This is a genomic window from Pantoea sp. ACRSC, from assembly GCF_022346785.1.
Lineage (GTDB): Bacteria > Pseudomonadota > Gammaproteobacteria > Enterobacterales > Enterobacteriaceae > Pantoea > Pantoea alvi.
On the sequence record NZ_JAKRNN010000009.1, the window covers coordinates 58881 to 82738 of the forward strand.

Below are 23858 nucleotides of genomic sequence, written 5' to 3' on the forward strand. Positions count from 1 at the left end.
CCGCTCCTCCGACGCCTTCATGAACGCGACGCAGCCAGGCCCAGCCGCTCGCCGCGATAACGCCCGTCCAGAATAGCCTGCCACCATGCCTGATTTTCCAGATACCAGCGCACGGTTTTACGCATTCCGCTGTCAAATGTCTCTTCGGGCGTCCAGCCCAGCTCGCGCGCAATTTTACTGGCGTCGATAGCATAACGCTGATCGTGCCCGGGGCGATCCGCCACGAAAGTAATCAAATCGCGGTAGTGCGCCAGGCCAGCGGCTTTACGCTCTGGCGCCAGTTGCTCCAGCAAATCGCAGATGGTGTGCACCACGTCAATATTGCGCTGCTCATTATGGCCGCCGATATTGTAGGTTTCGCCCACCTTGCCGCTGCTTACCACGCGATAGAGCGCGCGCGCATGATCCTCAACATAGAGCCAGTCGCGGATCTGCTCGCCGTTGCCGTAAACAGGCAGCGGCTTGCCCGCCAGCGCATTGATGATAGTGAGCGGGATCAGCTTTTCCGGGAAATGGCAGGGGCCATAATTGTTCGAGCAGTTGGTGACGATAACCCGCAGGCCATAGGTACGCAGCCAGGCGCGCACCAGATGATCGCTGCTGGCTTTGGTCGCTGAATAAGGACTGCTCGGCGCGTAGGGGGTGGTTTCGGTAAAAAACGCCGCTGGGTCCTGCAAATCGCCAAACACTTCGTCGGTGGAGATATGGTGGAAGATAAAGCTCTCGCGCCGCGCTGGCTCAAGTCCACTCCAGTAGCTACGCGCCGCCTCCAGCAGCTGATAGGTGCCGACAATATTGGTTTCGACGAAGGCGATGGGGCCGTCAATAGAGCGGTCAACGTGGCTTTCCGCCGCCAGATGCATAACGCAGTCGGGCTGATAGCGCGCGAAAACGGCGTCCAGCGCCGGGCGATCGCATATATCCACCTGCTCGAAAGCGAAGCGCGCGTCCTGCATAACGCTCGCCAGCGAGGCGAGATTGCCCGCATAGCTGAGCTTGTCGACCACAACGATGCGGTGATCCGTCTCTTCGATAAGAAAACGCACCAGCGCCGAGCCGATAAAACCTGCGCCGCCGGTGATTAAGAACTGTTTCACCGCCAGACTCCCCGCGTATCCACAATCCAGCTTTGGGTAACCTGCGACGCCTCAACGGCGCGGAAATGATCGTGGTCCACCAGCATCACCAGCACATCGGCCAGCGCCAGTGCCTGCTCGCGAGACACCAGCGTGGCTTTATCGCCGAGCGCGGCCGGCAGCGCGTTGATATGCGGCTCCACGACCCAGTTCTGGCCGCGATGCCATTCGGCGATCATCTGCGCCACCTGCATCGCCGGGCTTTCACGCAGATCGTCGATATTGGGTTTAAACGCCAGCCCGAAGCAGGCGATCACAATCTCGTCGGCGCGCTTGCCGCTTTCGGTCAGGCAGTCGGCCAGCGCCGCTTTAACCTGGCTGAGCACCCAGTGCGGCTTGCTGTCGTTCACTTCCCGCGCGGTGCGGATCAGGCGCGCCAGCGACGGATTTTGCGCCACGATAAACCAGGGGTCGACCGCAATACAGTGTCCGCCGACGCCAGGCCCCGGCTGCAGGATATTAACGCGCGGATGGCGGTTCGCCAGCGCGATCAGTTCCCAGACGTTAATCCCCTGATCGGCGCAAATCAGCGACAGCTCATTGGCGAAAGCGATATTAACGTCGCGGAAGCTGTTTTCCGTCAGCTTGCACAGTTCCGCCGTGCGCGCGTTGGTTTCCACGCATTCGCCCTGCAGAAAAATATGGTAGAGCGCACTGGCCTGCGCCGAGCAGGCGGGCGTCATGCCGCCAATCACGCGGTCGTTGTGAATCAGCTCCTGCATAATTTTGCCCGGCAGCACGCGCTCCGGACAGTAGGCGATAAAGATATCGGGCATGCCGCCGTGCTGCGGGAAGCGCAGATCCGGACGCGTGACCGCCAGCCACTCCGCCATCTGCTCCGTGGTGCCGACCGGCGAGGTGGACTCAAGAATCACCAGGTCGCCCTTTTTCAGCACCGGCGCGATCGATTCCGCCGCCGCCTTCACAAAGCGCAAATCGGGCTGATGATCCGCCATAAAGGGGGTCGGCACGGCGATCAGGAAAGCATCGGCCGCTTCGGGCTGCGTGGTGGCGCGCAGATAGCCCTGGGCGACAGCGTCGTGGACCACTTTATCCAGCGCGGGTTCGACGATATGGATCGCGCCACGATTAATGGTTTCTACCGCGTGAGCGTTGATATCGACCCCCACGACGTTTTTCTTTTGCGACGCAAAAACGGCTGCGGTCGGCAGCCCAATATAGCCCAGCCCAATCACGGAAATGGTGTCAAAACTCATAGGTCAACTCGGGTATCTTTTAAGGCTTGTAGAATACGCTGACAGGCGTTGCCGTCGCCGTAAGGGTTATGCGCGCGGCTCATGGTTTGCCACGCCGCCTCGTCGGTCAGCAGCAGGCCGACTTCGGCCACGATTTTTTCCACGTCGGTGCCGACCAGCTTCACGGTGCCGGCATCCACCGCTTCAGGCCGTTCGGTCGCGTCGCGCATCACCAGCACCGGTTTGCCCAGCGAAGGCGCCTCTTCCTGAATGCCGCCGGAATCGGTAAGGATCAGCCAGGCCCGGTTCATCAGCCAGACGAAAGGCAGATACTCCTGCGGCTCGATCAGCACGATATTGTCGATGCCGCTGAGGATGCGATTAACCGGCTCGCTGACGTTGGGGTTAAGGTGTACCGGATAGACGATCTGCGCGTCGGGATGCTGACGGGCGATGCGCGCCAGCGCGCTGCAGATACGCTCAAAGCCTTCGCCAAAGCTCTCGCGCCGATGGCCGGTAACCAGCACCAGCTTCTTCTCGCTGTCGAGGAAGGGATAGCATCCGGCGAGCTGCGCGTTAAGGCCGGGATCGGCGATAACCCGATCGCGCACCCACAGCAGCGCGTCGATCACCGTATTGCCGGTGACGAAGATGCGCGCGTCAGGCAAATTTTCCGCCAGCAGATTCTGGCGCGAGCGTTCGGTTGGCGTAAAGTGCAACCGGGCAAGATGGCCGGTCAGCTTGCGGTTGCCCTCTTCCGGCCACGGCGACGTCAAATCGCCGGTGCGCAGCCCCGCCTCAACATGACCGACCGGGATCTGGTGGTAAAACGCCGCCAGGCTGGCGGCAAGGGTAGTGGTGGTATCGCCGTGCACCAGCACGATGTCAGGTTTAAAGTCGAGCAGCACGGTTTTCATGCCCTGCAAAATGCGGCAGGTGATCTCCGTTAACCCCTGCTCAGGACGCATGATGTTCAGGTCGTAATCTGGCTGCAGCGCAAAGAGCCGCAGCACCTGATCGAGCATTTCGCGGTGCTGCGCCGTAACGCACAGGCGAGAGTCAAACGCAGGATCCTGCGCCAGCGCCTGCACCAGCGGTGCCATTTTTATCGCCTCCGGGCGGGTCCCGAATACTGTTAGCACTTTCACGCGGTTTCTCTCGCTGGTCTGACGGAGGAACGACGCGCCAGCGCCACGCCAGCGCCCGTTAATGCGCCTAACGCGCCCCACATAACCATCATAAACAGGCGACGCGGGCTGTCGCGCGAAACCGGCTCTTCCGGCGTACGCAGGTAGCGGTAGGTCTGGAAGGTTCGGTTCAACGTCGGGCCGGCGCTCAGGGTGGTGAGCATCGCCCTGTTCTGATCATAGCTGATATCGTAGCTCGGTCCGGTTGCCTGCAGGGTTTCCAGCTGCGCCTGCAGCTGCGGCTCGCCCAGCAGAAAGAGGTCGCTGTCGGCGATCGGTTCGCGCGCGTCGCGCGAGCGGTTTTCATGAATGCCCTGCTGGCTGGCGACCTTAAGCGCCTGCTGCAGACGGTGCTGCTGGCGCTGGAAAACGGCGTTCGCCACATCCTCCTGGCGTTTTACCTGCGCCTGCAGCTGCTCGCTGCGCGCCTGCCAGGCACCTTTCAGCTCGCCGTTAAGGTGGCGCGCCGCGCGCTCGCTGGCAAAGGCGATATACTGGCGCAGCAGATTGTTAGCGTCCCCGGCGGTTTCCGCGATGAGCTTAACGCTGTCGCGCGAATTGTGCGCCGCGTCGGCGGGCAAAAACTGGATATTGGCGACCATATCGTCCAGCAGCGCGGCGTCATTATGGGCGTTGCCTGAGCGGCGGCTTTTGTAATATTCCGTCTGCTGCCAGAAGTCGCGGCGCGTATCCCAGGCGCCCAGCTGCATAATAAATTCCTGATAGACCTCATCCATAATGGTCGGCGAGGGCGCCGCCAGATTGAGCGTGTTGTTGCGCACGTCGAGATTATTCAGAAATTGCTCCTGCGCATAATAGTCGCCGAGCATATTCACCGTGGGACGATCGGTGATCGCCGTGGTGCTCCACGCCTGTTTCATCAGCAGTGAAGCCAGCCAGGCAACCAGCGCGAAAAGCAGCGCCAGGCCGATAATCCAGCGCTTGCCGCGCCATAAGGTGCAGCCCAGGCCGCGAATATCCAGTTCGTTATCTGCAACCTCAGAGGTCATCACAAGGCAATCCTTATCAGGGTAATTTTTTCTTGCCGTCGCGGTGAGCGTTCAGGCGACGCTTTATACGACGGATGAGGCGCGCCACGCGCCAGGCGTGTTTCAGGCAGTAGCCGTAAAACATAAACGCCACCATAAACAGCACCAGCATCACCCATTCGGGGATAAAGGCGAGATACTCGCCGAGCACCCCAATGCCGGCGAGAATAGCGGCCGCCACGGTGATCAAGACAAACGCCTGACGCGAGGTAAAGCCGGCGCGCATGATCAAGTGGTGAATATGCTGTCGGTCAGCGGAAAAGGGGCTCATGCCTTTACGCAGGCGGCGATACATAATCGCGACCATGTCCATCAGCGGAATGGCGATCAGCCAGAGCGCGGTCACGGGCGTAATCGGATGGCTTAATCCCTGGGTGGTTTCCAGCAGGATCCAGATAATCGTGAAGCCGATCATGGTGCTGCCGGCATCGCCCATAAAGACTTTGTAGCGGCGGCCGAGAAAACCGAGGTTAAGCAGAATATAGGGCAGCGTGGCGGCGATCATCGCAAAGCACCATACGGCGAGGCTGTACTGACCGTCGAAGCAGAGAATAATGCCCATCGCCGCAAAGGTGACCGAGGAGAGCCCGCCCAGCAGGCCGTCGATGCCGTCCACCATATTAAAGGCGTTAATCGCCGCCCAGACGGCGAACAGCGTCAGCACGTAGCCGAACGGCCCGACCACCAGCTCTACCGGGCCGATAATAAAGCCGAGGCTGAGCAGATAGAGTTTGGCGCCCACCATCATCGCCACCGCCACGGCGGCCTGCACCACGGCGCGGATTTTTACGCTGATATCGAAACGGTCGTCGAGCGCGCCAACCAGCACCAGCAGACCGGCGCAGATAAGATAGAGCGTGGCGTGCGGCAGGTAGAAGCGAGTGATAAGAAACATAAAGCAGATGCCGGCATAAACGGAAATGCCGCCGACCAGGGGGATGGCGCCGTGATGACGTTTACGGGAGTTGGGCGTATCAACCAGACCTATTTTTTTAGCTGCTTTACGCGCAAAAAAGATAAAGACTAAAGAAAATAGAAAAGTAAGGCCCAGCTCAGTACTCATAGTGAGTAAATTCACGTTTAACGCTCTCAGCTAAAATCAGGGACAGGATAAACAAACTGCATGTTTTTGCCTTTCATCCCGAGTCCGAATTCTGCTTCCGACTACGCGCGCATGGTGATTTTTTGCGCACTGCCGCCGCAGTCATTATAAATACTCCTGCCAGCGGTAATCCTAATGCGCACAAATAAAAAACGCCACGTTAAGACGTGGCGTCAGGGCGATTTCCTGCGCATTTAGGCTAAAAAAGTCGGTTTCACCGTCTCGGTTAGCCGGGCAGGATTACGAGCGCTTCATCATGTCGAAGAATTCGTCGTTGGTTTTGGTCATCGCCAGTTTGTTGATGAGGAACTCCATCGCGTCGATTTCGCCCATTGGGTGAATGATTTTGCGCAGGATCCACATCTTCTGCAGCTCTTCCTGGGAAGTAAGCAGCTCTTCTTTACGCGTACCGGAACGGTTGTAGTCAATGGCCGGGAAGACGCGTTTTTCAGCGATTTTACGCGCGAGATGCAGCTCCATGTTACCGGTGCCTTTAAACTCTTCGTAAATCACTTCGTCCATCTTCGAACCGGTATCAACCAGCGCGGTTGCGATAATGGTCAGGCTACCGCCCTCTTCCACGTTACGCGCGGCGCCGAAGAAGCGCTTCGGACGATGCAGGGCGTTGGCGTCAACACCACCGGTCAGGACTTTACCTGATGCCGGCACCACGGTGTTGTAGGCGCGCGCCAGGCGGGTGATGGAGTCGAGCAGTATGATAACGTCTTTCTTGTGTTCAACCAGACGCTTCGCCTTCTCGATTACCATTTCAGCAACCTGAACGTGGCGTGATGCCGGTTCGTCGAAGGTAGAGGCGATGACTTCACCTTTGACCAGACGCTGCATCTCGGTAACTTCTTCCGGACGCTCGTCAATCAGCAGCACCATCAGCACGCAGTCTGGATGGTTATAGGCGATGCTCTGCGCGATATTCTGCAGCAGCATGGTTTTACCCGCTTTCGGCGGTGCAACAATCAGACCACGCTGGCCGCGGCCGATCGGCGAAGCCAGATCCAGCACGCGTGCGGTAAGGTCTTCCGTCGAACCATTGCCGCGCTCCATGCGCAGACGGCTATTGGCGTGCAGCGGCGTCAGGTTTTCAAACAGAATCTTATTACGTGCGTTTTCAGGCTTATCGTAGTTAACCTCGTTAACCTTCAGCAGCGCAAAGTAACGCTCGCCCTCTTTCGGCGGACGAATTTTGCCGGAGATGGTGTCACCAGTGCGAAGGTTAAAACGGCGAATTTGGCTGGGAGAAACGTAGATGTCGTCGGGACCGGCGAGGTAAGAGCTGTCTGCGGAGCGGAGGAAACCAAATCCGTCCTGCAATATCTCCAGCACACCATCACCGAAGATGTCTTCGCCGCTTTTCGCGTGCTGTTTGAGGATGGCGAAAATAATATCCTGTTTGCGCATGCGCGCCAGGTTTTCCAGCCCCATATTTTCGCCGAGGGTTATCAGCTCAGAAACCGGCGTATTCTTTAATTCGGTAAGATTCATAGTGATGGGTTCTTAAACTCGGGGTAATTCTCGAAATGTTGGTCGTGAATGGTATGGCTTAATATTCCATGCCTGTTAATGGCGCTTTCAACTCTTCTCGACGATCATCGTCAGGGATGGCGACTGGAAGCGAGAGAGACGGTTGAAATGCGATGCCAAAGTTGGTGCTAACCGTCAGAATTGCTAAACCGCTGTATACGGAACGTGCTTCAGGGTTTAACAAAGGAAATCTTTAGATGCAAACTACAAGGTAAGTGCGTAATGCAGTGAAAGTAACTTAGCACGCTAAAATGCGAACGTCCAGCAGTGGAAGAAAATTCGCCACCGCCGAACGTTCTCGTCCTTACGCCAGGTTGGCGTTCAGGAACTCTTTCAGCTGGCTTTTAGACAGCGCGCCGACTTTAGTCGCGGCGACTTCACCGTTTTTGAACAGCAGCAGCGTCGGGATGCCGCGGATGCCGTACTTCGGCGCGGTGCCCGGGTTATCGTCAATGTTCAGCTTGGCGATAGTGAGCTTACCGTCGTACTCTTCGGCAACTTCATCGAGAATCGGGGCGATCATTTTGCAAGGACCACACCATTCAGCCCAGAAATCTACCAGTGTGACACCTTCTGCTTTCAGAACGTCTGCATCGAAACTGTCATCGGTGAGGTGAACGATTTTATCGCTGCTCATGTATTACTCCACAAGATTATGCCTGGCGAATTGGCGTAAAGTTTACCAACGAAGGTTGACTTTATTTCATCGGATACGCTTTCGTAAAGCGATAGTAAGCTGATATTCTACCACACTATGAGCAAAACACACTTAACAGAACAGAAGTTTTCCGACTTCGCCCTGCACCCTCTGGTCGTGGAAGCCCTTGATAAAAAAGGCTTTCATAACTGTACGCCTATTCAGGCGTTAGCTCTGCCCTTTACGCTCTCAGGGCGTGATGTTGCAGGCCAGGCGCAAACCGGTACCGGCAAAACGATGGCGTTTTTAACGTCAACGTTTCATCATCTTCTCACTCACCCTGCCCAGGAAGGCCGTCAGATCAACCAGCCACGCGCGTTGATCATGGCGCCGACGCGCGAACTGGCGGTGCAGATCCATGCCGACGCCGAACCGCTGGCGCAGGCCACCGGTCTGAAGCTGGGTCTGGCTTACGGCGGCGACGGTTACGACAAGCAGCTGAAAGTGCTGGCCGACGGCGTCGACATCCTGGTTGGCACCACCGGTCGTTTAATCGATTACGCGAAACAGAACCACATTAACCTCGGCGCGATCCAGGTGCTGGTGCTGGACGAAGCCGACCGCATGTTCGATCTCGGCTTTATTAAAGATATTCGCTGGCTATTCCGCCGCATGCCGCCTGCAACGCAGCGTCTGAGCATGCTCTTCTCCGCCACGCTCTCCTGGCGCGTGCGCGAACTGGCGTTCGAACATATGAACAACGCCGAGTACGTTGAGGTAGAGCCAGAGCAGAAAACGGGTCACCGTATTAAAGAAGAGCTCTTCTACCCGTCGAACGAAGAAAAAATGCGCCTGCTGCAGACGCTGCTGGAAGAAGAGTGGCCGGATCGCGCTATCGTCTTCGCCAACACCAAGCATCGCTGCGAAGATATCTGGGGCCATCTGGCGGCGGACGGCCATCGCGTCGGCCTGCTGACCGGCGACGTGCCGCAGAAGAAGCGCCTGCGCATTCTGGACGACTTCACCAAAGGGGATGTCGATATCCTGGTGGCGACCGACGTTGCGGCGCGCGGCCTGCATATCCCTGCGGTCACGCACGTCTTTAACTACGACCTGCCTGACGATCGCGAAGATTACGTTCACCGTATCGGCCGTACCGGCCGCGCTGGCGCCAGCGGACACTCGATCAGCCTGGCCTGTGAAGAGTACGCCCTGAACCTGCCGGCGATTGAAGAGTATATTGGCCACAGCATTCCGGTGAGCAAGTACAACAGCGACGCGCTGATGGATAACCTGCCCCCACCGAAGCGTCTGGCTCGTGCCCGCACCGGCAACGGTCCGCGCCGCGGCGGCAACAACGCGAATCGTCGTGGAGCGCCGCGTAACAACAACCGTAAACGTTCAGGTTAATCCACATTATGCTAAGCGCATCGTCACTCTATGCTGCGATTGATCTGGGATCCAACAGCTTTCATATGCTGGTGGTGCGCGAAGTATCCGGAAGCATTCAGACCGTCGCGCGCATTAAGCGCAAGGTGCGTCTGGCGGCCGGCCTGGATAAAAATAACCACCTCTCCGCTGAGGCGATGACGCGCGGCTGGGAGTGTCTGAAGCTCTTCTCCGAACAGCTGCAGGATATTCCGTCCGAACAAATCCGCGTGGTCGCCACCGCCACGCTGCGCCTTGCGGCTAACGCAAGCGAATTCCTGTTTACCGCTCAGCAGATCCTTGGCTGCGCGATTAACGTTATTAGCGGCGAAGAGGAAGCGCGCCTGATCTATCAGGGCGTTGCGCACACCACCGGCGGCTCGGACAAGCGGCTGGTGGTCGATATCGGCGGCGGCAGTACCGAACTGGCCACCGGCGACGGCTCGCACGCCTCCGTTCTGTTTAGCCTCTCTATGGGCTGCGTCACCTGGCTGGAGCGCTTCTTCAGCGACCGTCACCTGGCGAAAGAGAATTTCGACGCTGCCGAGCAGGCCGCGCGCGAGATGATCCGCCCCATCGCCTCGCCGCTGCGCGCCCACGGGTGGGAAGCCTGCGTCGGCGCCTCCGGCACCGTACAGGCGCTGCAGGAGATTATGGTGGCGCAGGGCATGGATGAACGCATCACCCTCAGCAAGCTGGAGCAGCTCAAGCAGCGCGCCATTCAGTGCGGCAAGCTGGAAGAGCTGGAGATTGAGGGCTTAACGCTGGAGCGCGCGCTGGTGTTCCCCAGCGGCCTCTCGATTCTGATTGCGGTGTTTCAGGAGCTTGGCATCCAAAGCATGACGCTGGCCGGCGGCGCGCTGCGCGAAGGGCTGGTGTACGGCATGCTGCATCTTCCGGTCGATCGCGATATTCGCAGCCGCACGCTGCAAAACGTCCAGCGCCGTTTTTCTATCGATGTAGAACAGGCGGCGCGCGTGCGTCAGCTGGCCGACATCTTTTTCCGCCAGGTGAGCGCGGTATGGAAACTGGATCAGCGCTGCCGGGAGCTGCTGCTCAGCGCCAGTGCGATACATGAAATCGGCCTTAGCGTCGATTTTCGCCAGGCTCCGCAGCACGCCGCCTATCTGGTGCGCCATCTCGATCTGCCCGGCTTTACGCCCGCGCAGAAAAAACTGCTGGCCTGCCTGCTGCAGAACCAGAGCGGCAGCATCGATTTAGCGCTGCTGACCCAGCAAAACGCTCTTCCGCCCCGTCTTGCCGAGCGTCTGTGTCGCCTGCTGCGGCTGGCGATCCTTTTCTCCAGCCGTCGTCGCGACGATACCCTGCCCGCGGTGCGGTTACAGGCTGACGACGATACGCTGCATCTCACGCTGCCTTCGGGCTGGCTGGAAGCGCATCCGCTGCGCGCCGAGCTGCTGGAGCAAGAGAGCCATTACCAGTCCTATGTCCACTGGCTGCTGCAGCTGTCTTAAAACGGTTATCAGCCACAGATACGCATAACAGCCCCGTTAAAAGGGCTATTACGCCTGTCTTATCCGCCAGTTAATACGCTGACAGGGCGCAGCAGAAGCAGTAGTTAGCCCTTTTTCGCCTTCTCCAGCATCGCCCGCAGCCCGGCAACCCGCGTTTGCCCGGTTTTCATCCGCTCTTCGGCGCTGACAACCTTGCGCTCGGTTTCCCAGACGACATCATCCTGCGGCAGCTCCAGCAAAAAGCGGCTCGGCTCCGGGCGCACCAGCTCGCCATACTGACGGCGCTCGCGGCAAAGCGTAAAGGTCAGCTCTTTCTGCGCGCGAGTGATGCCGACGTAGGCCAGGCGACGCTCCTCTTCGATGTTGTTCTCATCGATGCTGCTCTGATGCGGCAGCAGCCCTTCTTCCATGCCGACCAGAAAGACGTAGGGGAACTCCAGCCCTTTCGAGGCGTGCAGCGTCATCAGCTGTACCTGATCGAGCTCTTCGTCGCTCTCGCCGCGCTCCATCATGTCGCGCAGCGTAAAGCGCGTCACCACCTGCGTCAGCGTCATCGGCTCATCGATATCGCTGCCTTCCAGCATCTCCGTCATCCACTGAAACAGCGTATTGACGTTCTTCATCCGCATCTCGGCCGCTTTTGGACTGCCCGAGGTTTCAAACAGCCAGCTTTCGTAGTCGATGCCGCGGATCAGATCGCGCACCGCATTGACCGGCTCGCGCTCGGTCATCTGCACAATCTCCTGCAGCCAGTGGGTAAAGCGCTGCAGATGTTCCAGCCCGCGTCCGCTTAACGTCTGCCCCAGGCCAACGTCGAAGCTGGCATTAAACAGGCTTTTATTGCGCAGGTTCGCCCACTCGCCCAGCTTTTGCAGCGTCGCCGGGCCAATCTCGCGGCGCGGTGTGTTAACGATGCGCAGAAATGCGCTGTCGTCGTCTGGATTGGTGAGCACGCGCAGGTAGGCGAGCAGATCCTTAATCTCCGGCCGCGAGAAAAAGGAGGTGCCGCCGGAGATGCGATAGGGAATGCGGTTCTGCATCAGCATCTTTTCAAAGACGCGCGACTGATGGTTGCCGCGATAGAGGATCGCGTAATCTTTATACTGCGTTTTATTGATAAAGTGGTGCGCGATCAGCTCGCCCGTCACGCGCTCCGCCTCGTGATCTTCATGGTTCGCGGTCAGCACTTTCAGTTCGCTGCCGAGGCCAAGCTCGGAGAAAAGCCGCTTTTCGAACACGTGCGGGTTATTGGCGATCAGGATATTCGCCGCTTTCAGGATGCGCTGCGACGAACGGTAGTTCTGCTCCAGCTTGATCACTTCCAGCGCCGGGAAATCCTCTTTCAGCAGCACCAGGTTCTGCGGCCGCGCGCCGCGCCACGAGTAGATCGACTGGTCATCGTCGCCAACCACGGTAAAGCGCGCCCGTGCGCCTACCAGCAGCTTCACCAGCTCGTACTGGCTGGTGTTGGTATCCTGATACTCATCCACCAGCAGATAGCGAATGCGCTGCTGCCAGCGTTCGCGCACCTCCTGGTTGCGCTGCAGCAGCAGCGTCGGCAGCAGGATTAAATCGTCGAAGTCGAGCACGTTGCACGATTTCAGATGCTGATCGTAGAGGCTGTAGCAGTGGGCGAAGATATTGTCGCGCTCGCTGCGCGCCAGCGCGGCGGCGCGCGGCGGATCGACCAGGTCGTTCTTCCAGTTGGAGATAGTGGAAATCAGCTGCTGCAGCAGCGTCTTGTCCTCTTCCAGCCAGGGCTGCGTCAAATCCTTCAGCAGCGCCAGCTGGTCGGTATCGTCAAACAGCGAGAAATTGGACTTCATGCCCAGCGCGGCGTATTCGCGCTTGATAATCTCCAGTCCCAGCGTATGGAAGGTAGAGATCATCAGGCCGCGCGCCTCTTTTTTCCCCAGCGTCTGGGCGACGCGCTCTTTCATCTCGCGCGAGGCTTTATTGGTAAAAGTAACCGCCGCGATATGACGCGCCTGATAGCCGCACTCGCGGATCAGATGGGCAATCTTATTGGTGATGACGCGGGTTTTGCCCGATCCCGCTCCCGCCAGCACCAGACAGGGGCCGGTAACAAACTCGACGGCGCGTTGTTGGCTGGGGTTTAAACGCATAGTAAAAAATCGCTCAGTAAAAAGAGAGGAGGATGAAATAATGGGCGGTCAGTATACACAATCAGAGGACTATCATGGCGAAAACCGCGGCGGCTTTACACATCCTGGTGAAAGAGGAAGCGCTGGCTAACGAACTGCTGGCGAAGCTGGAAAAGGGCGCCAGTTTTCAGCAGCTGGCAAAGAAACACTCCACCTGCCCATCCGGGCGCAACGGCGGCGATTTAGGGGAATTCCGACAGGGCCAGATGGTGCCGGCCTTTGATAAAGCGGTCTTCACCTGCCCGCTGATAAAACCTTTCGGGCCGGTGAAAACCGCGTTTGGCTATCACATCATTAAAGTGCTCTACCGCAGCTGATCACTTTTTGCTTTTCATCTGCTGCAGCACAGTGCTGCACTGGTTATCCTCATTGTCGCTTGGACTGATCAACGCCAGCAGCGCGGCGGCAGGACCGATCACGGTGCCGAGCGCGACGGCAGCGGCACCGCGCGCCAGCAGCGGCCCGGCTTTAACCCCGGCGTCAGGATTTTTAAAGGTGCCGCGCACGTAAAGCGGCGAACGCAGCGTTACGATGCGGATGCCTTTACTCTCGGGGTTAATCGACAGATCCAGCCGCTCGCTGGCGAAGTTGGCGTTGCCGGTAACGTTGATCACCGCATTTTCGGTATCAAACACAAACAGGTTCGGCGTCGCCACGCCGTTTTGCAGCTTCACATCGGTCGCGGCGCAGTTGATGCGCACCTCATCGTCGCCGAACAGCTTGCCAACCACGTAGTTGCCGACGTTCAGCCCGGCGATCTCCATCAGGCTGCGGCTGATTAAGCCGTTATTCATCAGCAGCTTCAGCTGGCCATTGCTGGTCGCCAGCAAATCCGCCACCGAATTGCCGCTGCCGGTAAAGCTGGCGTCGCCGTTTAGCTGGCCCAGGCTACGCTGCATCGCTTCGACGTTCGGGAAGAGCTGACGCAGGTGCAGGCGACGCGCGTGGATATCGGCGCGGCCGCGCATCGGCGACTTATCCCCTTCCAGACGAATGGTGCTGTTCAGCGTGCCGCCCGCCATGCCGAAGCGCAGCGGATCGAGCAGCAGATCGCCATTTTTTAGCTGCAGATGGGTATAGAGATCGCTTAACGGCAGCGAACTGCCATGTTCGATGCGCTTGCCGGTGAACTTCACGTCGGCGTCCATTACGTCCCAGCTTTTGGTATCAAAGGTGTCGTGCGGCAGTACCCGATCGGCAGGCTGCGTCGACTTTTCACCGCGCTTCGTCTTCGCCTGCTCGGTTTTAGCGCTGCCTTTGCCGGAATCGACGCCGATCAGCGGCCCCAGGTCCGCCATACGCAGCTGTTTCGAACTCAGCTCGCCCACCAGCGCCGGACGCGGTTTGCCCTGAGTGTAGGTGAGCGTGCCGTGAATATCGCTGTCGCCGATATGGCCGTTGAAGTTTTCGTAGTGGTATTCCGGCCCGTTTTTGCCGGCGAAGCGGGCGGTCAGATGGCCGTCGGTTTCATAGGGCGGCGTATCGGGCAAGAGCACGCCGGTCAGACCGTAGAGATTGGCCAGCGTATCGCCGGAGAAGCGCAGCCGCACGTTGACGCCGCCGAGATTCATCGGATCCTGAATGCCGCCCGTGACCTGCACGCGCGTCGAGCCGTTGCGGATATCGGCCTGAATCGGGAACGGCGTATTTTTGCTGCGCAGCGAGAGCATGCCGCCGGTTTTGCCTTCCCCTTCCAGCTGCTCGTTGTTATAGGTGCCGCGCGCTTGCCAGCCAAAAACAAAGTCGCCCGCGCCTTTCTGCGCGTCGCTGCCGCCGGCAATCTGCCCATAAGGCACCGGCTTGCCGAGCGGATTGATTTTAACCGTCACGTCGGCTTTATTGACCGCATCGCGGTAGCGCAGCTGCCCCTGATCGAACAGGATATTGTCGAGGCGGAATGACCAGGCGGACGGCGTCGCGTTAGCGTCAGGGTTGTCGCTCCCGGCGAGATTAAAGGTCCAGTTGTTCTTTTTGTCGGCGGTCTGAATCAGCCGCGCATCGGGCTGCTGGAGTTTGATCCACGGGAGGTAAATTTCTTTATGCAGCAGTGCCAGCGGCGCGAGGGTGGCGTCGACGCGCTCCAGATGCACCATAGTGACCTCCGCCATCTCGGGCGGATTGCCTAATATGATGTCCTGCGCGTGCACGTGCGGCCAGGGTATCCAGCTTCGCCAGCCCGGCTCCTCGCGGTTGCGCTCCCAGACAACGCCGAGATCGCCGCGAATCGCAAACTGACGATTCAGCTCCGTCGAAACTTTCTGGTTGATGGTGGGCTTGAGACGATTCCAGTCAAAGGTCGCGATGATGATCACCACCACCACAATCAGCAACAAAAAAATCCCGACTATCCAGCTAACAACTTTTCCCGTGCGCGACATCTCGCTTCCTCCTTGCCTCTCCACAGTCTCCGTTAAAGATAGTCGAGACGGGGTGGAACGGCATCAGACAAGCTGAAGCGGCAGATGGTTAAGTTGCGAAAAAGGGACCGGCCTTGAAAAAAAGTAGCCCTGCGCCGCCATTGCGGGCGAGCTGCACACCTGCCGCCACTCCTCTTCGGTCTCGACACCTTCGACGATAACGCCGTTACAGTAGCGGTTAATCAACGCCAGCAGCATCGAAAAGAGCGCTTTGCCCTCTTCGGTTCGACGCAGCAGGATAAACAGCTCGCGCGACAGCTTGATGTAGTCATACTTCAGCTCCGTCAGCGCGGAAAAGTTGGCCATGCCGGAACCGAAATCGTCCAGCCACAGCGGCCCCAGCTCCGGCATCTGCGCGATCATCTCTTCCTGCGGCAGCGCGTGGTGTTCGGTGAGTTCGAAGCGCACCCACGGCAGCTCGGCGATCAGGCGCCGAATCGGCGGATGCTGCTGAATCGCCATCAGCGTGGGACCGTCGATATTCACCGACGCCACAACCTGGTTGTCGCAAAAAAAGGGCCGCCACGCTTTCAGCAGCGCCAGCTGCTCATGGACGACATGCAAACGCTGGTTAATCGCCAGCGCCTCAAAATAGGCTTCTGGCGAGAGTCTCTTTTCCGGCGCGGCTGGATGCGTGACCGCGGTCAGGATTTCAATTGCCAGCAACCGGCCCGATACCTGGTATATCGGCTGGAAAGTGTAGAATCGTTGGCATTGCTGCCAGAAGAGACGCGCTTCCTGCTGTGGGTTGATGTCAGTTGAAGAAGGTAGCCGATGACTAATATTCTTCATCACCATGGTTTTTTCCTGGTTGGTGGCAAGTGCCATGCGTCAGCCCGGCGGCAAGTATCGGCTGTGCCCGCCCTGTCTCGGTCCGCCTGCTGGCCACATAAGACTCCAGAGTGTACCAATCAGAATCGGGCGCAATCGTGAAAAAAAGCCCGGCTTTGGCCGCTAAATCGCCGCGAAGACAGGCTTTTTTTACCTTAAGTGGAATTAAAACGGTGTTTTAAAAAGCGTTGACGTCTGCCATACCAGACGCGAGACTAAGAGACTATTTCACTACAGGCCAAATACCATGACGCATAAAAAAATAGCCGTTATCGGCGAGTGCATGATTGAGCTGTCCGAGAAGGGTGAGAGCATTAAACGCGGCTTTGGCGGAGATACGCTGAATACGGCGGTCTATCTGGCGCGGCAGGTCGATAAGGCGCAGCTCAGCGTCGATTATGTGACGGCGCTGGGCATCGACTCTTTTAGCGATCAGATGATCGCCGCCTGGCAGCAGGAGAAGGTCGACACCCGCCTGATCCAGCGGCTGGAAAACAAAATGCCCGGCCTGTATGTCATTGAAACCGACGATAAGGGCGAGCGCACCTTCTGGTACTGGCGCAGCGACGCCGCCGCGCGCTACTGGCTCGACGGCCCGCAATCTGCCGCTATCGTCGACGAGCTGGCGCACTACGACTATCTCTACCTGAGCGGCATTTCGCTGGCGATTCTGCCTGCCAGCAGCCGCGAGAAGCTGATGGCGCTGCTCGACCGCTGCCGCGCTAACGGCGGCCAGGTTATTTTCGACAACAACTACCGCCCGCGCCTGTGGGCCGACCAGGCAAGCGCGCAGCAGGCCTACAGCGCCATGCTGCAGCGCACCGATATCGCCTTTCTGACGCTGGATGACGAACAGCTGCTGTGGGGCGAGCATCCGCTGAGCGCGGTGATTGAGCGCACGCGCGCCGCAGGCGCCAGCGAGATTGTGATTAAGCGCGGCGCGGACGCCTGTCTGATCGCCATCGGCGACGACGCGCTGATTGAGGTGCCTGCCGTGCGCCTTGATGCGGCCCGCATCATCGACACCACCGCGGCGGGCGACTCTTTCAGCGCCGGCTACCTGTCGCAGCGCCTGACGGGCGGTTCGCCCCAGGCGGCGGCCGCGCGCGGGCACCTGACGGCCAGCACGGTGATCCAGCATCGCGGGGCGATCATTCCGCTGTCGGCGATGCCGGCATAGCTTTGGTTCCGCTGAGCGGGGCGGATAACCCCGCTCCGCCGCATGTGCGGCCGAAACCACCGGCAATTTGCGTTAGCGCCCGACACTCCACGGCGAATCGCCGTTAGTAAAAAAATTAACGCTGGCGCTGATTTTTACGCCTGCGCCGGGCCGCTTTTTGCCACCTGAATCCCCGCTAATCCTTTGCTCCAGGCATAGTCTGAATCCACCGCTCCGGGCCGTTTTCGGATGGACGACTGCCGCAAAAAAGACCATCTTTTCCTCAACAACAGCAGGACGCTGTTTAGCCGGCCGCGACAAAAAAACGACAACACTTCTCGCATCAGGACCGTTTTATGCACACAGAAATTATCAATATCTGGCCAAATGGCGACGCGCCAGGCGCCAGCGATTCGCGCGCGCAGCCGCAGATCGTCGATCTGGCAAAAGAGTATGAGCCTTACGATCGCGCGGCGACCGGCGTGCGCTGCCCGGAGATCGCCATCTGGCATCCCGAAGAGTCCAATGGCATCACCCTGCTGGTGGCGCCGGGCGGCGGCTATCAGCGCGTGCTGATCGACCGCGAAGGCAGCGCGCTGTCGACCTTTTTTACCGCGATGGGCTACACCCTGGCGGTGATGACCTATCGGCTGCCCTACGACGGCCATCACGAAGGCGCAGACGCGCCGCTGGCTGATGCACAGCGCGCGGTGCGCGTGCTGCGCGAGCGCGCCCAGCGCGGCCTGAACGGGAAATATATCGTGATGACGGGCTTCTCGGCCGGCGGCCACGTCGCCGCCAGTCTGGGCACGCGCTTCGCCGAAAAAATCTATCCGGTGCAGGACGCCGCGGACAGCCTCTCGCCGCGTCCCGACGCGATGGTGCTGGTCTACCCGGTGATCAGCATGCGCGACGGCGTGACCCATGAGAGTTCGCGCACGCGGCTGCTCGGCGCCTGGCCCGATGCGAAAACCATCGAAGCCTATTCGCTGGAGACGCGGGTACACGCGCAGACGCCGCCGACGCTGCTGATCCACGCGGCGGATGATGAAACGGTCTCGGTGAACAACAGCATGGCGTTTTTCAGCGCGCTGCGCGAACACAAGGTGCCCGCAGAGCTGCACTTTTACCAGAAAGGCGGCCACGGATTCGGCATCCGTGGCGTGGCGGATCTGCCCCTTGCCAGCTGGCCGATGCTGGTCACCGAGTGGCTCAGGGCAAAAACCTGACGGATCAGGAAGAAGGCGGCGCGCTGTCGCTGGCGCTGCTCTCCTGCGGGGCGGCGTCGGCGGTCGCTGGCGGCGCCATCACTTTGTCCCAGATCGCCTGCAGGCTCTTCACGTTGGTCTCCGCTTCGCCTTCCGGCTGCATCAGCACCATAGTCAGCTCCTGCGACAGCTGCTGACGCAGCTCCTGGTTCAGCCGATCGCGCGTCAGCTCGCTCAGAAATGCCTGACGCAGCTTCTGATACTGCTCCGGCGCGATATCCACCACGGCATTTTGCTGCGAACGCAGGCGCTGGCTCATCAGCACGTCGGTATCGGTGCGCGCATAGGTGGCAAACAGCTTGTTCAGCTCCAGCAGCTTCTGCGCCATCAGCGCGTCGAACTCCTCCTGCGGCAGCCCTTTGTCACGCACTACCGCCAGCTCGCGCGCCACCAGGTTCAGGCCCGACTCCAGCGCATCGTTGCGCGCGTCGAGATTAACCGAGCACTGGGCGCGCTGATAGAGCACGCGGCAGTCGAAGCCGATCTGCAGGTTCTGCGTTTTGCTGTCGCCCAGCGTGCGCTGCAGATGCCAGAACAGCGCCTCGCGCGCCAGATCGCTCTGCCAGTAACGCTGCAGGTTTTGCGAATCGCGAATCGGCTGCCAGGGCGTATCCCAGATCAGCGCCAGACGATCCTGTCTCATCGCGCCGTTGACCAGATTAATCGGCTGGTGCGGCAGCGGCGACAGGGTCGGCAGCGGCGCGGGATTGCTGCGCTTGCCGGTCAGCGAAGAGAAGGCTTTGTTGATCTGCTCCGCCAGGCTGCGGCTCTCGACGTTGCCCACCACGTAGAGCGTCATGGCGTCCGGGGTATACCACTGCTGGTAAAAGTCATTCAGCGCGCTCAGGTCGATCGGCGCGCGCGGCTGTTCGGCCGGGTCGTGCGCCAGCAGGGTCGAGCCCTTCAGGCGGTAGCGCCACAGCACATCCTGAGTGCTGGCGGGCCAGGTCGCAGTAGGATCGGAGGCGCTCAGCGCGGTGTTGACCACCTGCTCATTAATAGACATTTTGCCCGCCGTCGCCGCCAGCCAGTTGAGCGCTTCTTTCAGCAGCTCCGGACGGTTGTTGGGCAGGCTAAGGTTGTACTGGGTAAAGTCGTAGGAGACGATCGCGGGGGGCAGCGGATGCTGCGGGTCCATCGCTTGCTGCCACAGCGCGCGCTGCTGGTTGGTGTCGAGCGCGGCGTTATGCACCATCGCCAGACGCGGCAGCAGGTGGCTGAAGCCGGTCTGCTGGGTGGTTTCCACCAGCGAGCCGGTATTCACCACCATGCGCAGTTCAATGCGATCGCTGGGGCGCTGCGGCGTGGTCAGCAGCTGCCAGCTTAATCCGTTATCCAGTTTCCCTTCCTGCCAGGCTGGATCGGGCTGCAGCGTTTCGGCACAGGCGCCAAAACTGGCGGCCATCCATGCTACCCCCCCAACCAAAAGCCGAATTCTGGTGCCCTGCATGTGAACCTCTAATCTAAAAGTCGTTATCACTGGCACATTCGCCGTTGTAATACGCGGTGAGTTTTTCTCGTTTTAGCCGCGTCGTTTTTCGACAACAGAGTCTTTGACCACGTGAAGGCCAGGAAGTCGCGCAACGAAGTGAAAAACCATGAAAAAAATAAGTGGGCATTATTATGCAAATGCCCGCTGTCAGGGCAAGCGACAGCGGGCATTTAGAGGGATTTTGCTGTAAAGCTGTACTTATGCAGAGGTTTCCGGCAGTTTTTTCGCTTTTGCGTCGCCAGAAAGCGTCGCCTTCAGCTGATGTTCATCGAGCTGGCCAACCCACTTCGCCACCACCACCGTCGCCACGCCGTTGCCGATCAGATTGGTCAGCGCGCGCGCTTCGGACATAAAGCGGTCGATGCCGAGGATCAGCGCCAGACCCGCCACCGGCAGATGCCCCACCGCCGACAGCGTCGCCGCCAGCACGATAAAGCCGCTGCCGGTCACGCCCGCCGCGCCCTTCGAAGAGAGCAGCAGCACCACCAGCAGGGTAATCTGGTGGAAGATGTCCATATGCGCGTTGGTGGCCTGGGCGATAAACACCGCCGCCATGGTCAGGTAAATCGAGGTGCCGTCGAGGTTGAAGGAGTAGCCGGTCGGGATCACCAGCCCCACCACCGATTTCTTACAGCCCAGCTTCTCCATCTTATCCAGCATGCGCGGCAGCGCGGACTCAGAGGAAGAGGTGCCGAGCACAATCAGCAGCTCCTCTTTGATATAGGCGACGAAGCGGAAGATATTGAAGCCGGCGACGCGTGCGATAAGCCCCAGCACCACCACCACGAACAGCGCACAGGTGATATAGAAGCAGACGATCAGCTGGCCGAGCTGCACCAGTGAGCCGACGCCATATTTACCGATGGTGAAGGCCATTGCGCCGAACGCGCCGATAGGGGCGAGGCGCATAATCATATTGATAATGCCGAAGATAACCTTCGAAAAGCTCTCGATAACGTTGAAGATCAGCGTGCCGGAGCTGCCGAGACGATGCAGCGCAAAGCCGAACAGGATCGCGAACAGCAGCACCTGCAGAATGTTGCCGCTGGCGAAGGCGCCGATAACGCTGCCAGGGATAACGTCCAGCAGGAAGGGAACAATGCCTTGCTGCTCCGCCTGCTGGGCATAGACCGCGATCGCCTTGGTATCCAGCGTCGCCGGGTCGATGTTCATGCCAGCGCCGGGCTGAATCACGTTAACCACCACCAGGCCGATAATCAGGGCGATGGTGCTGACGATTTCAAAATAGAGCAGCGCGACCGCACCGGTACGCCCCACCGCTTTCATGCTCTCCATGCCGGCGATCCCGGTCACGACCGTACAGAAAATCACGGGCGCGATGATCATCTTGATCAGCTTAACGAAGCCATCGCCAAGCGGCTTCATTTGCGTGCCTAACTCTGGATAGAAATGGCCTAACAGAACGCCGATGCCGATGGCTAACAGCACCTGAAAATAGAGGCTTTTAAACAGTGAGGTTTTCATAAAAGGTGTCCACTACAACAGGGTTGTGAGGTTGTCGTTTTATTGTGTCCGCAAGCAGCGCACGCCCCGGCGCTGGCGGTTGGCAAAAAATAACACCCTGTTAACGGGATTAATACAGGCTTACAAAGGCCGAGGGTTTTCTGGAAACGCAACTATGAACTGAAACGCTTCAGCACGACCTTTTGTAACTAAAAAACGCGCAAAATCAACGAATCAGGCAGCAACTCCCGCCGGGCGCGCCTGTTGAGAAAGGGTGCAGTTAATCATCGGCGGCGGGCGCGTTCTGGCTGGAGGCGAGCGCCGGCAGCCAGGTTTGCGTAAAGCGTTCCAGCGACAGCGCTTCGGCATAGAGATAGCCCTGGCCGATATGGATGCCGCGCGCCAGCAGCCAGTCTCGCTGCTCGGCGGTCTCTACGCCTTCGGCGATAACGTCGAGATCGATAATCTCGGCGATGGCCGCCACGATGCGCACCATGGTGTCGTCATCCGGCAGCGCGGCAACGAAGCTGCGATCCATCTTCAGCTTATTGACCGGCAGCGACTTGAACTGATGCAGGTAGTTGAGATTGGAGTAGCCCATGCCGAAGTCGTCCAGCGCCACCGCGACGCCCACCGTCTGCAGCGAACGCAGCAGCGCCATCGCCACTTCGGCATCGCCGATCTGCGCGGTTTCGGTAATCTCCAGCACAAAGCTGCCGGGCGCGATCTGATGGCGCTGCAGCAGGCCCTGCAGGTGATGCACCATGCTGGCGTCGCGCAGCTGCACGGCGGAGATATTAACGCTAAGCGGAATAAGTATGCCGTGCTTCTGCCAGCCGGCGAGAATGCGGCACGCCTCTTCAAACACCCAGCGCCCGATGGCGGCGATGACGCCAATCTCCTCCGCGCTGGCGATAAACTCCTCCGTCAGGCCGTAGCTGCCGTCCGGCATGCGCATGCGCAGTAGCGCCTCGGCGCCAACCAGCTCGCCGGTTTGCATATCGATCTGCGGCTGCAGGAACAGCCGGAACTGCTCATCCTGTAGCCCCTGCAGAATGTCATGCTCCTGCGTCAGGCGCTTTTGCGCGCGCTCGGTCAGCGCGGCGTCAAAGAAGAGGATCTGGTTTTTGCCTAAATGGCGCGCCGACATCATCGCCGACGTGGCGCGATCGAGCTGCTCATTGGCGGAGAGGCGTTCTTCATCATAGAGCGCCAGCCCAATACTGGCGTTGGGCCGCAGCTGCAGCTGGTGCAGCGTCACCGGCTGGTTCAGGCGGATCATCAGATTGCGCGCCAGCCGCATGGCGCGAAACGGCGTCCCGGCGCGTTTCATCAGCAGCGCGAAGTCGCTCGGCCCGGTCTGCGCCAGCAGAGTATGGTCGTCAACGGTGCTGCGGATCTTCTCCACCAGCGTCAGCATCAGGGTGTCGCGCTGCTCGTCGCTCAGCACGCCGTTGGCTTCCTGCAGCGTTTCGATGCGGATCACCATCAGCCCGAAGCCTTTGCTGTGGCTGCGGGTATGCTGGTCGAGCAGCGCCAGAAAGAGCGCGCGGTTGGGCAGATCGGTGACGGCATAATGGGTGGTCAGCCGGCTCATCTCGTCATGCACCGACTCCAGCACCTGCTGGTTGCGGTTATAGCTGCGGATCAGCATGCCGATCTCATCGTCGCGATGGCTGGCGGGCAGCGTCAGCTTGTGGGTCAGGATCGCCTGCGGCGGCAGCTCCTGCAGCTCGCGCGAGATGCTGCGCAGCGGATGCACCACCAGCCGGTTAATGCACCAGCTGATCGCCACCGACAGGATCAGCGCCAGCAGCAGATAGGTGGTGACCATGGTGGAGACGGTGCTGAGGATAAACTGGTAAACGCGCGTCGAATTGGCCTGCAGCACCAGATAGGCGAGCGGCTTAGGCGACCCGCTGCTCTCAACCGAATAGAGCGGCAGGGTGATCTGCACCGGCAGCTCAAACAGGCGGGCAATCAGCAGCGGGATCGGCTTTTCATTTTCAAAACTGGCGTGCAGCGCCTGAAAAGCGTTGGGCAGTACCACGTCGGCGCGCGACAGGACGCCAGCGGGCTTAAGGGTCTGCAGGATGCGCTCGGCCTGGGCGATATCCGCCTTTAATACCGCCTCAGAGAGCGGCTGGCGCACCGTATGGGCGATATTCTCCATCTGCTGGGCGTAGTCGATCCTGCGCTGCTGCACAAAATGGAAGAGTTGAATAACGATAAAGACAGAGACGGTAATCAGCGCCACCGCGGAAACCGTCGCCATCTGCTTTATCGTAAGTGAACGGCTGACGCGCAAAATCT

18 protein-coding genes are annotated in these 23858 nt (G+C 59.3%); 5 read left to right on the forward strand and 13 right to left on the reverse strand.

Features of this window, described 5'->3' with window-relative positions:
- Positions 1 to 17: 17 nt before the first annotated feature.
- The 7 genes from rfbB to trxA all read right to left on the reverse strand — a co-directional run bounded on the left by rfbB (position 18) and on the right by trxA (position 7846).
- Positions 18 to 1097, reverse strand: coding sequence for a dTDP-glucose 4,6-dehydratase (gene rfbB / locus MHZ97_RS10890; protein WP_239314555.1), 1080 nt, complete (start codon positions 1095 to 1097; stop codon positions 18 to 20).
- Complete coding sequence (gene wecC / locus MHZ97_RS10895) at positions 1094 to 2353, reverse strand: UDP-N-acetyl-D-mannosamine dehydrogenase (protein WP_239314556.1); 1260 nt, start codon at positions 2351 to 2353, stop codon at positions 1094 to 1096. The genes rfbB and wecC overlap by 4 nt, the downstream gene beginning before the upstream one ends.
- Positions 2350 to 3480: a non-hydrolyzing UDP-N-acetylglucosamine 2-epimerase gene (gene wecB / locus MHZ97_RS10900; RefSeq protein ID WP_293649619.1), complete on the reverse strand. Its 1131-nt coding sequence runs from the start codon at positions 3478 to 3480 to the stop codon at positions 2350 to 2352. The genes wecC and wecB overlap by 4 nt, the downstream gene beginning before the upstream one ends.
- Positions 3477 to 4529, reverse strand: a complete 1053-nt coding sequence (gene wzzE / locus MHZ97_RS10905; protein WP_239314592.1) for an ECA polysaccharide chain length modulation protein — start codon at positions 4527 to 4529, stop codon at positions 3477 to 3479. Before wzzE ends, wecB begins: the two co-directional genes overlap by 4 nt.
- Before the next feature lie 16 nt (positions 4530 to 4545).
- A complete protein-coding gene (gene wecA / locus MHZ97_RS10910; protein ID WP_239314558.1) occupies positions 4546 to 5631 on the reverse strand; it encodes a UDP-N-acetylglucosamine--undecaprenyl-phosphate N-acetylglucosaminephosphotransferase in 1086 nt (361 codons plus the stop codon).
- Between the two features lie 279 nt (positions 5632 to 5910).
- On the reverse strand, positions 5911 to 7170 hold the full coding sequence (rho, locus tag MHZ97_RS10915; RefSeq protein WP_033754542.1) for a transcription termination factor Rho: 1260 nt from the start codon (positions 7168 to 7170) through the stop codon (positions 5911 to 5913).
- Between the two features lie 343 nt (positions 7171 to 7513).
- The gene (gene trxA, locus MHZ97_RS10920; RefSeq protein WP_033754540.1) at positions 7514 to 7846 is read right to left on the reverse strand and encodes a thioredoxin TrxA; all 333 of its coding nucleotides are present in this window, start codon (positions 7844 to 7846) and stop codon (positions 7514 to 7516) included.
- Between the two features lie 117 nt (positions 7847 to 7963).
- On the opposite strand from trxA, the gene rhlB reads away from it, so the two are divergent.
- On the forward strand, positions 7964 to 9256 hold the full coding sequence (gene rhlB, locus MHZ97_RS10925) for an ATP-dependent RNA helicase RhlB (protein ID WP_103797434.1): 1293 nt from the start codon (positions 7964 to 7966) through the stop codon (positions 9254 to 9256).
- A gap of 8 nt (positions 9257 to 9264) precedes the next feature.
- Complete coding sequence (gene gppA / locus MHZ97_RS10930) at positions 9265 to 10749, forward strand: guanosine-5'-triphosphate,3'-diphosphate diphosphatase (protein WP_103797433.1); 1485 nt, start codon at positions 9265 to 9267, stop codon at positions 10747 to 10749.
- A 104-nt stretch (positions 10750 to 10853) separates the two neighbouring features.
- On the opposite strand, the gene rep is transcribed toward gppA, so the two are convergent.
- Positions 10854 to 12875: a DNA helicase Rep gene (gene rep / locus MHZ97_RS10935; protein ID WP_103797432.1), complete on the reverse strand. Its 2022-nt coding sequence runs from the start codon at positions 12873 to 12875 to the stop codon at positions 10854 to 10856.
- A gap of 74 nt (positions 12876 to 12949) precedes the next feature.
- Here rep and ppiC point away from each other — a divergent pair, with 74 nt between their 5' ends.
- Complete coding sequence (gene ppiC / locus MHZ97_RS10940) at positions 12950 to 13231, forward strand: peptidylprolyl isomerase PpiC (RefSeq protein ID WP_033754522.1); 282 nt, start codon at positions 12950 to 12952, stop codon at positions 13229 to 13231.
- Here ppiC and MHZ97_RS10945 read toward each other — a convergent pair whose 3' ends face one another.
- Positions 13232 to 15292: an AsmA family protein gene (locus MHZ97_RS10945; RefSeq protein WP_239314559.1), complete on the reverse strand. Its 2061-nt coding sequence runs from the start codon at positions 15290 to 15292 to the stop codon at positions 13232 to 13234.
- A 63-nt stretch (positions 15293 to 15355) separates the two neighbouring features.
- The gene (gene pdeH, locus MHZ97_RS10950) at positions 15356 to 16129 is read right to left on the reverse strand and encodes a cyclic-guanylate-specific phosphodiesterase (RefSeq protein ID WP_103797430.1); all 774 of its coding nucleotides are present in this window, start codon (positions 16127 to 16129) and stop codon (positions 15356 to 15358) included.
- 280 nt (positions 16130 to 16409) lie between these two features.
- Between pdeH and MHZ97_RS10955 the strand changes: the two genes are divergently transcribed.
- Positions 16410 to 17342 (forward strand): sugar kinase, encoded by a 933-nt coding sequence (locus tag MHZ97_RS10955; RefSeq protein ID WP_103797429.1) that lies wholly within the window; start codon positions 16410 to 16412, stop codon positions 17340 to 17342.
- Positions 17343 to 17677: 335 nt separating this feature from the next.
- A complete protein-coding gene (locus MHZ97_RS10960) occupies positions 17678 to 18550 on the forward strand; it encodes an alpha/beta hydrolase (RefSeq protein WP_239314560.1) in 873 nt (290 codons plus the stop codon).
- A 4-nt stretch (positions 18551 to 18554) separates the two neighbouring features.
- Here MHZ97_RS10960 and MHZ97_RS10965 read toward each other — a convergent pair whose 3' ends face one another.
- The 3 genes from MHZ97_RS10965 to hmsP form a co-directional block, all read right to left on the reverse strand.
- Positions 18555 to 20039, reverse strand: a complete 1485-nt coding sequence (locus tag MHZ97_RS10965; protein ID WP_103797427.1) for a pitrilysin family protein — start codon at positions 20037 to 20039, stop codon at positions 18555 to 18557.
- Between the two features lie 240 nt (positions 20040 to 20279).
- On the reverse strand, positions 20280 to 21566 hold the full coding sequence (locus tag MHZ97_RS10970; RefSeq protein ID WP_103797426.1) for a dicarboxylate/amino acid:cation symporter: 1287 nt from the start codon (positions 21564 to 21566) through the stop codon (positions 20280 to 20282).
- Between the two features lie 259 nt (positions 21567 to 21825).
- A complete protein-coding gene (hmsP, locus tag MHZ97_RS10975; RefSeq protein WP_239314561.1) occupies positions 21826 to 23853 on the reverse strand; it encodes a biofilm formation regulator HmsP in 2028 nt (675 codons plus the stop codon).
- Positions 23854 to 23858: the final 5 nt, after the last annotated feature.